The organism is Lysinibacillus sp. FSL M8-0134, from assembly GCF_038069745.1.
Lineage (GTDB): Bacteria > Bacillota > Bacilli > Bacillales_A > Planococcaceae > Lysinibacillus > Lysinibacillus irui.
The window spans coordinates 2,831,646-2,843,842 of sequence record NZ_JBBPAJ010000001.1; the positions used below are offsets into that span (position 1 = coordinate 2,831,646).

Annotated in this window: 17 protein-coding genes and 1 other annotated feature; of the genes, 5 read left to right on the forward strand and 12 right to left on the reverse strand. The window is 35.8% G+C overall.

Annotation, left to right across the window (positions count from 1 at the left end):
- Positions 1 to 13: 13 nt before the first annotated feature.
- The 6 genes from comGF to comGA are packed head-to-tail and all read right to left on the reverse strand — an operon-like array spanning position 14 to position 3,595.
- Complete coding sequence (comGF, locus tag MKY49_RS14480) at positions 14 to 439, reverse strand: competence type IV pilus minor pilin ComGF (RefSeq protein WP_341386567.1); 426 nt, start codon at positions 437 to 439, stop codon at positions 14 to 16.
- Positions 432 to 749: a hypothetical protein gene (locus tag MKY49_RS14485; RefSeq protein ID WP_274793723.1), complete on the reverse strand. Its 318-nt coding sequence runs from the start codon at positions 747 to 749 to the stop codon at positions 432 to 434. Before MKY49_RS14485 ends, comGF begins: the two co-directional genes overlap by 8 nt.
- Positions 742 to 1,179, reverse strand: coding sequence for a competence type IV pilus minor pilin ComGD (gene comGD, locus MKY49_RS14490; protein WP_341386568.1), 438 nt, complete (start codon positions 1,177 to 1,179; stop codon positions 742 to 744). Before comGD ends, MKY49_RS14485 begins: the two co-directional genes overlap by 8 nt.
- Positions 1,179 to 1,517, reverse strand: coding sequence for a competence type IV pilus major pilin ComGC (gene comGC / locus MKY49_RS14495; RefSeq protein WP_341386569.1), 339 nt, complete (start codon positions 1,515 to 1,517; stop codon positions 1,179 to 1,181). The genes comGD and comGC overlap by 1 nt, the downstream gene beginning before the upstream one ends.
- A gap of 10 nt (positions 1,518 to 1,527) precedes the next feature.
- On the reverse strand, positions 1,528 to 2,601 hold the full coding sequence (comGB, locus tag MKY49_RS14500) for a competence type IV pilus assembly protein ComGB (RefSeq protein WP_341386570.1): 1,074 nt from the start codon (positions 2,599 to 2,601) through the stop codon (positions 1,528 to 1,530).
- Positions 2,576 to 3,595, reverse strand: a complete 1,020-nt coding sequence (comGA, locus tag MKY49_RS14505; RefSeq protein ID WP_341386571.1) for a competence type IV pilus ATPase ComGA — start codon at positions 3,593 to 3,595, stop codon at positions 2,576 to 2,578. Before comGA ends, comGB begins: the two co-directional genes overlap by 26 nt.
- Before the next feature lie 326 nt (positions 3,596 to 3,921).
- Here comGA and MKY49_RS14510 point away from each other — a divergent pair, with 326 nt between their 5' ends.
- Positions 3,922 to 4,632, forward strand: coding sequence for a helix-turn-helix transcriptional regulator (locus tag MKY49_RS14510; RefSeq protein ID WP_274793728.1), 711 nt, complete (start codon positions 3,922 to 3,924; stop codon positions 4,630 to 4,632).
- A gap of 119 nt (positions 4,633 to 4,751) precedes the next feature.
- Positions 4,752 to 4,994 carry a DUF2626 family protein gene (locus MKY49_RS14515; RefSeq protein ID WP_004231035.1) on the forward strand — a complete coding sequence of 81 codons (243 nt, stop codon included), beginning with the start codon at positions 4,752 to 4,754 and terminating at the stop codon, positions 4,992 to 4,994.
- 60 nt (positions 4,995 to 5,054) lie between these two features.
- Here MKY49_RS14515 and MKY49_RS14520 read toward each other — a convergent pair whose 3' ends face one another.
- The gene (locus MKY49_RS14520) at positions 5,055 to 5,699 is read right to left on the reverse strand and encodes an MBL fold metallo-hydrolase (RefSeq protein ID WP_274793730.1); all 645 of its coding nucleotides are present in this window, start codon (positions 5,697 to 5,699) and stop codon (positions 5,055 to 5,057) included.
- A gap of 169 nt (positions 5,700 to 5,868) precedes the next feature.
- On the opposite strand from MKY49_RS14520, the gene MKY49_RS14525 reads away from it, so the two are divergent.
- The gene (locus MKY49_RS14525; protein ID WP_274793731.1) at positions 5,869 to 6,048 is read left to right on the forward strand and encodes a DUF2759 domain-containing protein; all 180 of its coding nucleotides are present in this window, start codon (positions 5,869 to 5,871) and stop codon (positions 6,046 to 6,048) included.
- A 50-nt stretch (positions 6,049 to 6,098) separates the two neighbouring features.
- Here the strand turns inward: MKY49_RS14525 and tyrS are convergent, their stop codons facing one another.
- The 5 genes from tyrS to rpmG all read right to left on the reverse strand — a co-directional run bounded on the left by tyrS (position 6,099) and on the right by rpmG (position 11,068).
- Entirely contained in the window at positions 6,099 to 7,313 is a 1,215-nt protein-coding gene (gene tyrS / locus MKY49_RS14530) for a tyrosine--tRNA ligase (protein ID WP_341386572.1), read from the reverse strand.
- Between the two features lie 133 nt (positions 7,314 to 7,446).
- Positions 7,447 to 7,687: a binding site (T-box leader), on the reverse strand.
- Positions 7,688 to 7,817: 130 nt separating this feature from the next.
- Entirely contained in the window at positions 7,818 to 9,713 is a 1,896-nt protein-coding gene (locus MKY49_RS14535) for an LTA synthase family protein (RefSeq protein ID WP_341386573.1), read from the reverse strand.
- 297 nt (positions 9,714 to 10,010) lie between these two features.
- Positions 10,011 to 10,220, reverse strand: coding sequence for a YqgQ family protein (locus MKY49_RS14540; protein ID WP_274793734.1), 210 nt, complete (start codon positions 10,218 to 10,220; stop codon positions 10,011 to 10,013).
- Positions 10,213 to 10,806 carry a 5-formyltetrahydrofolate cyclo-ligase gene (locus MKY49_RS14545; protein ID WP_341386574.1) on the reverse strand — a complete coding sequence of 198 codons (594 nt, stop codon included), beginning with the start codon at positions 10,804 to 10,806 and terminating at the stop codon, positions 10,213 to 10,215. The genes MKY49_RS14540 and MKY49_RS14545 overlap by 8 nt, the downstream gene beginning before the upstream one ends.
- A gap of 112 nt (positions 10,807 to 10,918) precedes the next feature.
- Entirely contained in the window at positions 10,919 to 11,068 is a 150-nt protein-coding gene (rpmG, locus tag MKY49_RS14550; protein ID WP_008408521.1) for a 50S ribosomal protein L33, read from the reverse strand.
- Positions 11,069 to 11,218: 150 nt separating this feature from the next.
- Between rpmG and MKY49_RS14555 the strand changes: the two genes are divergently transcribed.
- Both MKY49_RS14555 and MKY49_RS14560 read left to right on the forward strand, forming a co-directional pair.
- The gene (locus MKY49_RS14555) at positions 11,219 to 11,674 is read left to right on the forward strand and encodes a hypothetical protein (protein WP_341386937.1); all 456 of its coding nucleotides are present in this window, start codon (positions 11,219 to 11,221) and stop codon (positions 11,672 to 11,674) included.
- Positions 11,675 to 11,677: 3 nt separating this feature from the next.
- On the forward strand, positions 11,678 to 12,160 hold the full coding sequence (locus tag MKY49_RS14560; protein ID WP_322605698.1) for a hypothetical protein: 483 nt from the start codon (positions 11,678 to 11,680) through the stop codon (positions 12,158 to 12,160).
- Positions 12,161 to 12,197 lie beyond the last annotated feature (37 nt).

Here is a 12,197-nt window from a genome sequence, read left to right on the forward strand (position 1 = left end):
AATAGCCCCTCTGTCATTTTTCAATAATTGGCACATAGAAGCTCCGCTCCTTTTGAACACCACTAGCCATTTCGACAGCTACTGTCAGCATATTTTCTGTATAGTTAAATTGACATCGATTGAGTCCTATTAGCATAGGAACATGTCCACCGTTTACTTGTTCACGAATAATATTCGAATAACAATCAATATGATGGAGTGTATTTGCTCTTTGAAAAGTCATTCTTTTGTGATCTGCACGAACTGAAAATGTAGAAACATCTTGTAGAGCATGATTTAAATCAGAGACAAATAGTTCCCATTTTGTTTGTTCATCCGATAACACCGTTGATTTCATTTCAGCAAACCATAATATGACGAGGACAAAAAGATGAGAAATTAGCACAAAAACAACTAATTGAAACATGGCTTCTAATAATGTATAGCCCTTGTCATCCATGAGCTTCACCATTGACGTTGATACATTTTTGGCGTAGCTCACGTGTATTTTGAAATCGAACACAAACGTCCTGTCCATCAAATATCCAATGGTAATCAACTTGTTCAATCGTTCTAGTGCCTTCTGTTTGTTGCTTTGCTTGATATTGTTTTATGCCCTCATAGGCAGTTTCAGCTGCAATCACCTCTAGTTTTTTATTCAGTAGATTTGTCTTCATTGTATAGGTAATGGGTAATAATGATGTGCAAAGTAATGTAAAAATACCCATAGCTAAAATAGTTTCCGCAAATGAATAGCCTGACTCATTCAATCCTAGCTCTCCCTCTCCCTATCGTTATGATTACTTTTTTCTTTCCCCAAGATGTTTTAAAGGCAATGGTGCCGGCTGACATAACGTTCCCATTGTTATTATAAATAAGTGTATGAATCGAACTCTCTGCAGGTAAAAACTCAACCCCTTTAGGAAAAGGTCGTTCATATAAAGTCGTATAAAAATCTTTTTGAATGACATAACGATTCGTTGAACTTTCCATTTTCAAGGCGATATATTGGCGTTGGCTCATGCTGTACGTCTGTATATATTGAATATCGAGTTGCATTTGCGTAAAAAATCGTTCTAATTCCTTCATTTCCGCTAATTTGAATGAAAATTTACTAACGATCGCTGTTAAACTCATGATAAGAAATAAGACAATAAGGATCTCGAGAAGCGTAAAACCACCATTTTTATTACCGATCATCAGCTATTAGACCCAGTCTCCAAGCTAGCATTAGCTGGACGCACCTCTCCGTCACTTGTAATCTTAATTTCCTCTTTATTCGGGCATGTCGTTTCATTTTCTTTTAAATAACCTTCTGCAACTAAATCGTCTAATGTAGGATAGGCCATAAAATCTACACGATAGGCCTCCACCTGACCTTGCACCATAGTTATATAAGCTGCACAGCCCTTCTTATCTATTGTGGCAAAATGCTTTGTAACATTTGGAATAGTAATCAGAATAAGGATCGATATGATTAATAAGACAATTAGCATTTCGATTAAAGTGAAACCAGCTTGCCGATTGATACGTTTCATTTTTTTCCTCCTAAACTAATTCAATCATATGATAGATTGGTAATAATAAACTGACATAGGCTGCGACAATACATATAGCAATGAGGATAAAGAAGGTTGGTTGCACAAACGCTAGTATTTTTTGCAAAAGTTGCTCTTGTTTTTCCATTAATAATTCACTGTACAATACTAATTCTTTTCCTAAATAACCGCTTTGCTCGCCGTGCTCTACAAAAACCGGGAAATCCTTCTGGAAAACTGCCATCACGATAACCGCTTGTGTTAAGGACTCACCAAAAATGACTCTTTCTTTAATACGTTGCGAAAGAATTTGAAGAAAAGGTTGTAGTTGTTGATCCTCAAGCAATTGGAGACTTGCTTGTAATGAAAATCCACTTTGCAGCAAACTTCCTAAATAAGCAGCAAATTGTCTTGTCAAAGCTAACCTGATATAAAATTGAATGAAGGGAATTTTTAATAATATTGATAGTTGGTAGGCAATGGACTGTCGTTTGAGATAGAGGTGAAAAATTAATAAGCTACCTGTTATTATGACTATCGTAAGAATGACAATATCTGGAACACGTAATAACATGTTGGATAAAGCAATACTTGATTCGCCTGATTCATTCGTTCGGCTAACAACCATCCTTTCGATATTTGGCAAGAAAATTGTTCGAAACACAAAAAATAACAATAGTAAAAATAAGATGAGTGTTACTGGATAGACAAGAAGCTTCATTAGTTTTTTCTTTGTCTTCTCACTTACAGTTATCTGCTTAGCCACACCCTGTAAAGCTTCTATCATATGGCCATTATTTTCTGCAACTGTGACTGACATTAAATAATGTTTAGCAAGCTGTAATGTTTCAAGTATCCCTGTAACACCTACTCCTTGCCTAAGTTTTTCATCAATTTGCTGCTGAATGTCCTCATGGGCCTTAATATGATGAGGTAGTAGCATTGAAATAGCTTGTGGTAATAAATAACCTTCCTGCAATAGCACACATAAACGATTAAAAAATTGTGCCTGCTCCCTTAATCTCCATTTTGTAGCTCTATTGTAATAAAACATAAATTTATCGATGTATGTTTGTAGCTGCATAACGTCTCTCCACTAGTTCTTTTTGCCCCATTAATGTGAGGTTATATGGAAGCTCATAGTTCCCCTGTTCTTTAATAGCCATAATGGCTCTTGTTAGATGTATATCATGTAAAATTTCAAAGATTGCACGTCGTTCATCATGTATAGCTGACACCTGTAAAAGTTTTTGCGCCACAATTCCGATAACGGTTTGGCGAAGTTCCTCTATTGTCACACCTAAGTCCATTAATCGATAAAGACAGCTAATTGAATCTTTTGCATGAATTGTGGAGACAACTAAATGTCCTGTTAAGGACGCTTGAATAGCAATTTTCGCTGTTTCTTTATCCCGTATTTCACCAATCATAATCACATCAGGTGAGTGGCGTAAAATGGCTTTTAATCCCGTAGCATATGTAACGCCTGCTCGCTCATTTACCTGGATCTGAAGTAGATTTGCTTGGCTATTTTCTACAGGATCTTCTAAGGAAATCACATGTCGATTTAATTCTGTTGAGCAATAGTGAAGTAAGGAATAAAGTGAAGTAGATTTGCCAGAGCCTGTTGCCCCCGTAAAAAACAAAAGACCTTGTTGGCTTTGCACAAGCTCCATTAATTGATGTGCTGCACTTTTGGAAAAACTTAAGGAAGTTAGTGGGAATGCATGATTTTGGAGAAGTAAACGGATAATTAAGCTTTCTTTTAAAAAGACGGAAGGTAATGTAGAAACACGAAAGGCGTATGGATTTTGCTCCATCGCTTTTTGAAAGGAGCCACTTTGAGGTTTTCGTCGCTCACTAATATCTAATTCCGCAAGAAATTTATAGTAGGAGATCATTCTCTCTGCAAGATCGATCGGAAGCTCGCCAGCGTGAAGAAGCTTATCATATTTTCGAAAATAGATCCGATATGTTGTATTGCTTGGAACGAGTAATAAATCGGATGCACCAAAATGATAAGCCTTTAGTAAAAGTTGCTCACATCTTTGTTCAACAACTGTTTCAAAACTCTGCATATATGCACCTCTCTTCTAGTTCATTCGAATATGACCGCTCTATTCGTTATTTCCTAGTATAAAGAGGAAAAGTGCACGAGAAAAGCCCTTTTCTGAAAATAAAAACTTGTTATACATTTTACTATCAATTATGTTTTTTGCTATAAAAGTGTGGATAAAATGCAATTTTCCACTAAAAAGGAACATAAATACATGAAAAAATTAATATTTATGCCAAAATGAATGTATCTTTTTCAATAATACAATATAATAGAATCAACATGATTATTTTCCTAACACTTGGTAGATGAACATAATTTTTATAAAAACTTAAAGAGGTGAAACACATGATCCATCCATTGAAAATTACGAGTACACTTGCTGATGAAACAAGATACTCTATTTATGAGTATATATTGCAAGAGAAAAAAACAGTCACAGTACAACATATAGCTGATCAATTTGGTATCCATCCAAACGTTGCCAGACTTCATTTAACGAAACTTTCGGAAATCAATATTATTTCTGCTGATTATGTAAAAACAGGTAAAGGTGGAAGACCTGGACGAGTTTATAAAGCTTCAGAGAAAGGTGTATCACTAACATTTCCTAGACGTGACGAAGATCGTTTATTAAAATGGACGATTCAATTAATTCAAGATGTCGGACCATCTGCGTTAACGAAGTGTCAAGAAATTAGCTACCAAGACGGCTACCAGCAAATGAAAAATTATATCAGTGCTGAAATGACATTAAATAATTCTCTTTCCTTCGATGAAAAGCTTCAGTTATTAACTGACAATGCCGCATTAATCGGCTATATTCCACAAATTCAACAAACTGAACTTGGAAAAAAAGTGATATTCTCCATTTTTAATTGTCCATTCCAGGAGCAACTGACAGCACATTCTGAAATTGTTTGTTCATTACATGAATCCTATTTAAAAGGACAATTAGATGCTCTATTTTCTAATAATGAACTTGTGCAAGTTGAAAGTATGATACATAATTGTGATTTATGTAAATATGAAATAAACGTGACAGAAATCGATCACTAGTTTAAAAATCCATTTGTTTGTCACAAAGATCGGAGAAGTTCCAGTTTACAGACACCTTTCATATCATTTATAATGAGTAAGAGATTATTGTGTCGTGGGCAAAAGGAGGGGAAATCTTCATGGATAATATGTATAAAGTTATGGCATTCTGGACAGGTATTTTTGCCGTTATGTTCTACCTTGGTGGTATGAACGAGGTATCGCTATTATTCTTAGGTAATACAGGTTTATTCTTATTATTAGGCTTCTTAAACCTTTCAGAACGTATGTACATGTACATTTTCGGAGCATATTTAACTGTATTCTTCGCTGGCTTCACGTACTATACAACATTCATTCACGTACCTGGTGGCGGTCATTAATACAAAAAATCGCGTATCTCACTACAATTGAGATACGCTTTTTTATTTGATGCGGCCTTTTTAAAATCCATTTAAAAATGGATTTGTCTCCATTTCTGCACCTACAGTCGTATAATTACCGTGTCCAGGATAGATAATAGTATCCTCTGGTAATGACAGTAATTTATTATGGATTGAATCCAATAATATTTTTGTCGATCCACCCAATAAATCTGTACGTCCGACACCTTGTTCAAATAACGTATCTCCTACAATCGCAAAACCATCTTGCTCAAAAATATAGGAAATACTACCAGGTGAATGTCCTGGTGTAAAAACAGCCTGAAAAACAAAATTACTAATTTCAAATGGCTGTTCTTCTTTGATGATGGTGTCTTGCGCTGGTGCAGCTACTCGATAATCTGGTAATGCAGCATATTTACTAGAGCCATTCTTAGTAGGATCTCCTAGCCAGCTAACTTCCTTTTCGTGAATCCATACTGGGACATCAAACACTTCACGCACAGCATCAACGGCTCCGATATGGTCAAAATGGGCATGCGTTAAAAAGATAGCTAACGGTTTTAAACCATTGCTACGGATTGTTTTAATAAGACGCTCCGCTTCCTCACCTGGATCAAATATAATACATTCTTTTTCTTTATTCGATACGATATAGCAATTCGTTTGGACCGGTCCAAGAGAATAACTTCGTACGTTCATCATAGTTATCACCTCAACTTTCTATTATACAGGCTTTGCCACAATTTGACGATAAATGTTCATAGTTTGCGCTATTTTAGTTCTCGACAAAAATAAGTAGAACGTTTACAATTAAGGAGGAATATTGTTTGCGACATTCATTTTCTGATGTCGAAAGGAGTGTCTATTTTTAATGAACTTATTAATGGTTATTTTTGGTCTAGTAGCGATTTTAGCTGTAGTTGGTACATTCCAAGCAATTAAAGAAAAGAACCTATTAAGCGTTGTTTTCAATTTATTAAGTGCTGTTGTATTTGGATGGTTCGTCATCATGACAATTGTTCACAGCGGTTACCCACCAACATTACACTAAAATTTTAGACAGAAAAAGAGCAGTCTCCACGGAGATTGCTCTTTTTTTCACTACTTATTTAATTTAAGGAATCGTTTCTTACCAATTTGTATCACATCATCATTCATTAGGACGCGCGAAAGGTCATCTAGCGCTAATTTTTCTCCATTCAAAGATACCCCATTTTGCTTGATTAACCGTAAAAACTCACTTTTACTTTGAATATAATCCATTGCCACTAATTGGGGAAGGATATCCTCTACCCTTTCCTTATCAATCTCTAAGAGTAAAACGGGAATGTTTTTCGGTATTTCCTTTCGTTGAAATGCTGCTTCAAAGTAAGTTCTCGCTTCCTTCATTGCTGCAACTCCATGGTATAAAGTCGTTATCACTTCTGCTAATCGCAATTTCAGATCGCGGGGATTCTCTCCCTTTTGAAGTTTATCTTGAATGGCCTGCACTTGTAGTGGGTGCTCATCCGTTGCTAATTCGAAATATTTTACGATTAATGCATCAGGTACTTCCATCACCTTTTTAAACATCATTTCAGGTGCTTCATTGACACCAATATAATTACCTAAACTTTTACTCATTTTTTCAATGCCATCTAATCCCTCCAGTAGTGGCATAAAAATGGCAACTTGTTTTTCTATCCCTCGCTGCTTTTGTAAGTTTCGCCCCATTAATATATTAAACGTTTGGTCTGTTCCCCCTAGCTCAATATCAGCCTCTAGCTCCACCGAATCATATGCTTGCATAAGGGGGTAAAAAAATTCATGCATGCCAATGGGTACGTGCTGCTTGTAACGTTTCTGAAAATCCTCACGCTCTAAAAGTCGAGCAACAGATGTTGTGGCTGCTAGCTGAATGACTTCTTCAAACGACAGCTTTGCTAACCATTCACTATTAAAACGAACCGTTGTCTTGTTCTTATCTAACACTTTAAAAATTTGCTCACAATAGGTTTGGGCATTTTTCTTCACTGTATCGTCATTTAAGGCTGTTCGCCCTTTTGCTTTACCTGTAGGATCGCCAATTCGTCCTGTAAAATCACCGATAACAATAATTGCATGATGACCTAAATCCTGCATTTGCTTAATTTTTCGAAGAACGACTGCGTGACCTAAATGAATATCTGGTGCGGATGGATCAAGTCCTAATTTAATTGTTAAAGGCTGCTGTTTTTTAAATGATCGTTCTAATTTTGCACGTAATTCCTGCTCATCAACGATTTTATCGACACCTTTCTTGATGATCACGAATTGCTCCTCTGGTGTTAAAAACATACAAAACATCTCCTTGTAATATTAAAAATTAATATTGCAAGATCTATAAGAGTTACTTGGGAACCATTAGGAAATAATATCCTCACTTTGTTTAGTTCGCTTCAAACACAAAAAAACGCCTTTAGGATTATTCCTAAAGGACGTTCATGAACGTGTTACCACCTTTTTTCGAGAACTACTCACATAGCTCTCCTCTAAAAGTACAGCCGAAGCGATACCCCTGCAATGATTACGGATGCAACCCCGTCGTAGCCTACTAAATTTTCGGTACGCAGCTCCAAGATGTATTCACTTTAATATCCCTTGCGCCTCTCAACGTCCGGCTACTCTCTGTCAGTTCCATTAAAGTTACTCGTTCTTTTCCATGCCTTTACTCTTATACTCCGAAATGCGAAAAACAAATCTTCGTTATGCAGATATTTACACTTATTATAATCATATATCCCCTTTTGTCAATAATAATGTAAAAAAGAGAGACCTCGTCATGAGATCTCTCTAATATGATTATTTAACTGAATCCTGCTTTAAATTACCTGTTTTTTCATCATAGAAACGAAGCAAGTCACCATTAATAATCGCATCGGAATTTTCTAGCTCCATTGTGGCACGATCAGCATATGATTGACATGGCTCACCTTCTATTTCTTCGCCAGTTACTTTGTCATAGCAAGCTTCACCAGCATAAACGTATTTATCTGTGATAAAGCGTCCATCACGGAAAATAACAAAGTCCTCATGCTCTGGAGAGAATAAATCTGCCCCCATTTGCATATCTTTTGACGTTTCTACGCCAAGAAGATGTAAGATTGTTGGACGTAAATCCATTTGTCCTGAAATCTCTGTCATTTCTTTACCATCACCAGATCCTGGGATATGGATGAATAAAGGTACTTCTTGCAGTAATGCATTATCAAATGGTGTGATTTGTTCTTTCCCTAAATATTGTGCCATTGCTTTATTATGGTTTTCAGAAATACCATAATGGTCACCATACATAACGATAATAGAGTTATCATAAACACCTTGATCTTTTAACTGTTGGAAGAAATCTTTTAGAGCTTCATCCATGTAGCGTACTGTTTGGAAGTAACGATTTAAAGTACCAGAGTTCGAATCATATTCAGGAATCATAATATCTTCCGGGTCCAATGTAAATGGATAATGGTTCGTTAGCGTGATCAGTCTTGAATAGAATGGCTGTGGCATATCTTTCATTAAATTAGCTGATTGCTCTAAGAATGGAGTATCTTTCATACCCCAGTTTACAGCTTGCCCTTCTTCAACCGTATATGAATCTATATCGTAAAATTTATTGATTTTTAATGATTGATACATCATGTCACGGTTCCAGAAAGATTTATTATTCGGGTGCATAACATTTGTAAAGTAACCATTTTCTCCAAGGCGTTCTGCCATTGAGTTATACGTATTTCCACCATGCGTGAAAAATACTGCTCCACGGCCTAAACCAAACAAGGAGTTTTCTAAAATAAACTCTGAGTCAGATGTTTTTCCAAGGCCTGTTTGGTGATAGAAATTACTGAAATAATACGTATCTTTATCTTTTGTTAAAGAGTTTAAGAATGGTGTCACTTCATGACCATTCATATCATTATTAATGACAAAGTTTTGTAAGGACTCCATAGACACAACAATTAAGTTGCGACCTTTATATTTCCCAAACATTTCTGGGTTAATGGCTGCCTGATTTGAACGAATATAGTTATTTACTTCAACTAGTTCACTACCATCCGCTAACGCACGTTGCGCAGATGATTTCGATTGAATATAAATGTCATACAAATGGTAATTGTATGTACCAATATTCTTCACTAATAATTCGCGGTCAAAACTACGTGTTAGTAATTGTGGACGCTCTGTTTCTGCTAATCCTAAATTTAAAAATGTCATTGCTACTGCCAATACAAAGAAAGCACGTCGGAACTCAACATTCACTTTAAATGCCTCTTTCATTTTTGGTAAAAATTTATTTGCTAAGATTAAAATAATGACATCAACGAAATATAATACATCCCAAGGTTCAACAATGGCTGCTACGGACGTTCCTAAGTCACTAAAGTTGCTTGTTTGGAATAATACTGGCAGCGTAATAAAGTCATTGTAGAATCGATAGAACGCTACATTTCCGTATAAGACAATGGACAAAATAACGCTGACCGTTATCAGATAACGATTTCTAGCTTTTGCTGATTTAAAAAATAGTGATAAACCATACGTAAATAGCAAAAAGCTTAATGGATTAATAAACAAAATAAATTGTTGCATGGCATTTTCAATTTTCATCTCGAAGCTTGTGTGGTAAACAATGACCGTTTTGATCCATGTTGCTATAATTGCTAGTATCATAAATGAATGTTTAGGCCACTTTATTGATTTCATTCCTAACATCCTCCCTACTTCCTTACAAAAAAATAATAATTTTTTACATTTTGTTACGGAAACAAAATATATCTTAAACTTTTTTTTACAGATAATCAACACATATCTGCCTGAAATTTTTTTCTCCTGCTCTTCTATGCGTCTCCTTGCTGTTCTATGCGCCAGATATCTATATATACGTTTTGAATTGTAAAAAGTTTCGTAAAAACACAAAAACAGCGGAAATCCACTGTTTTAAGAATATTACATACATGTTACATTAACTTTACAATACCCATTTACATGATATTTCAAACATTACTTTTTATTCTCTTCCATACGAAGTCTTGTTGTTTCTTGTCGAATGAGTAGTAATGCCATTTGATAATCTTTTATGTCTAGTACATTTGCTTTATAAAGCTCGCGTATTTCATCCTCCATTAACATCAAATCGCCAATCGGATCCCGCGTATAAATATAAGTACCATAGGTTTTCAAGAGTTCATAAATATCTAACATTTTATCCATTTTCGTTCGCTCCTCGTTGTCCTAGACAATCAATACGTTTTGAGGGTGTCACAATGATGTCTACTGGGCAATCATGTTCTTCGGTAGGAACACGATCAATGATTTGCTCATCAAAGAGCATGGACAGTAGCTTACCCTTTTTATAGTTTAATACATAGCGATCATAATAACCACCGCCATAGCCGATTCGATAGCCATATCGGTCAAAAACTACGCCTGGAACAAGGATAACATCCATTTCATTTGCGTCAACAAACTCACATCTTTCTGGAATAGGCTCACGCAAATGCATATATACAGTTTCAAGTTGGGCAAAAGAGTCAATTGCGTAAAATGACATTTCTCTTGTTTTCGGGTGGCATTTTGGAACAGCGACCTTTTTACCAAGTTGCCATAATTCCTCAATTAGAAGAAATGTGTCGACTTCTGGCTTATTTGAAATGGTCAAACCAATTGTATTTGCTTCTATTATATATGGTTCCTGTAGCACCTTTTTTACTATAGCTAAAGATTGACTATGATATGTATTATCGGTCATTGTCGAGAGTGCTTCTTTCACCTTGTTACGTAAAGTTGTTTTATCCATCCAGGCTACCTCCTATATAGTAAAACTTGAATCAACTTAGAGTCTTTCCATCAAAATGGTTTCCTAAAATGTAGAAAGCCAAAACCACTTGTGGTTTTGGCTTAATGAGCGATTACTTAGTTTCACGGTGAAGAGTGTATTTCTTCTCGCGAGAGCAATATTTTTTAAGTTCAAGACGCTCTGGATTGTTACGCTTGTTCTTTTTAGAAATGTAGTTACGTTCGCCGCAATCTGTGCAAGCTAAAGTAATGTTTACGCGCATCATTAACCCTCCCACTCTATATCAAGAATTTAAATTTGAGCATGATTTATACGACTAACCTATTATAACATAAACTGAAAAAAAATCTACCTTCATTTCATATTAACTTTGCATATGGTAAAATATCTTATAATTACATACTACATTGAGGTGAAACTATTGGATTTATCCATCCTATTAATGAGTATCGGGATTCTTCTGATCATCATATCGTTCTTTTTCAAAAATAGTTCACAAAAAATCGAGAAAGATGTCGAAGAATTATCCATCTCTATATTTCAAGAAACGAATAATTTAAAGCGTCGCATGAAAATTGTCGAGGAAGAACTTTTATTAGAGCCTGAGTTCCAACTGAAATCAAAATCAGCACCTAGTCCTCAGCAAGTACAAAGTCCTAAGGTTCAACAAGTGATGCAAGCTGTTCAACAGGCTGCACAAGCTTCAAAGGTTACATCAACAACAACGCAGACTAAACCCATTCATCAAATTATCGTTAGTCAGGTTCACGAATTAAATAAACAAGGTCTTTCTGTAGCAGAAATTAGTATCCGTTCTAATTTAACAGAAGAGCAAGTTCGCCAAGTGATTGCAAACGGAGGTCGATGATTGATGAACAAATCTGCCATCCGCGCATTCGGTATTGCAATTTTTCTTGTCGGGGCTTTGCTAGCTCTCGCAGGCCGCTATGATGTAAACATGGGTCTTCCTATGAAAGATTCTCCTAATCTGCAACAAGTAGAAGAACTGCAAATGAAGTTAGATAAGGCAAATAAAGAAATTGCCTCATTAAAGGAACAATTAAAGCCAGTACATAAGACTGAAGAAACTTCTTCACCAGATGCTTCTGAACAATCTGCTGATAAAACTAACACTGATGAGAAGATGATGACACTGCAAATATATAGCGGGATCACACCGTATATTGTTGCACAAAAGCTTGAGGATGGTGGCATCATTACCAATAGTGTTGAGATGGAGCTACTACTCGCAAACGCAAAATATGCTCGAAGCTTACAGATAGGTTCCTATGAGGTCAACTCTTCCATGACTCTTGAAGAAATTGCAAAATTAATCACAGGCAAAAAACAATAATATTAAAGCTGTCGCCAAATGAAGCGACAGCTTTTTT

What these genes read in the sequence shown, in the direction of transcription:
- comGF (WP_341386567.1), bottom strand. Translation starts at nt 439, where the DNA reads ATGGATGACAAGGGCTATACATTATTAGAAGCCATGTTTCAATTAGTT.
- comGD (WP_341386568.1), bottom strand. Translation starts at nt 1,179, where the DNA reads ATGATCGGTAATAAAAATGGTGGTTTTACGCTTCTCGAGATCCTTATT.
- comGC (WP_341386569.1), bottom strand. Translation starts at nt 1,517, where the DNA reads ATGAAACGTATCAATCGGCAAGCTGGTTTCACTTTAATCGAAATGCTA.
- comGB (WP_341386570.1), bottom strand. Translation starts at nt 2,601, where the DNA reads ATGCAGCTACAAACATACATCGATAAATTTATGTTTTATTACAATAGA.
- comGA (WP_341386571.1), bottom strand. Translation starts at nt 3,595, where the DNA reads ATGCAGAGTTTTGAAACAGTTGTTGAACAAAGATGTGAGCAACTTTTA.
- MKY49_RS14510 (WP_274793728.1), top strand. Translation starts at nt 3,922, where the DNA reads ATGATCCATCCATTGAAAATTACGAGTACACTTGCTGATGAAACAAGA.
- MKY49_RS14515 (WP_004231035.1), top strand. Translation starts at nt 4,752, where the DNA reads ATGGATAATATGTATAAAGTTATGGCATTCTGGACAGGTATTTTTGCC.
- MKY49_RS14520 (WP_274793730.1), bottom strand. Translation starts at nt 5,699, where the DNA reads ATGATGAACGTACGAAGTTATTCTCTTGGACCGGTCCAAACGAATTGC.
- MKY49_RS14525 (WP_274793731.1), top strand. Translation starts at nt 5,869, where the DNA reads ATGAACTTATTAATGGTTATTTTTGGTCTAGTAGCGATTTTAGCTGTA.
- tyrS (WP_341386572.1), bottom strand. Translation starts at nt 7,313, where the DNA reads ATGTTTTTAACACCAGAGGAGCAATTCGTGATCATCAAGAAAGGTGTC.
- MKY49_RS14535 (WP_341386573.1), bottom strand. Translation starts at nt 9,713, where the DNA reads ATGAAATCAATAAAGTGGCCTAAACATTCATTTATGATACTAGCAATT.
- MKY49_RS14540 (WP_274793734.1), bottom strand. Translation starts at nt 10,220, where the DNA reads ATGGATAAAATGTTAGATATTTATGAACTCTTGAAAACCTATGGTACT.
- MKY49_RS14545 (WP_341386574.1), bottom strand. Translation starts at nt 10,806, where the DNA reads ATGGATAAAACAACTTTACGTAACAAGGTGAAAGAAGCACTCTCGACA.
- rpmG (WP_008408521.1), bottom strand. Translation starts at nt 11,068, where the DNA reads ATGCGCGTAAACATTACTTTAGCTTGCACAGATTGCGGCGAACGTAAC.
- MKY49_RS14560 (WP_322605698.1), top strand. Translation starts at nt 11,678, where the DNA reads ATGAACAAATCTGCCATCCGCGCATTCGGTATTGCAATTTTTCTTGTC.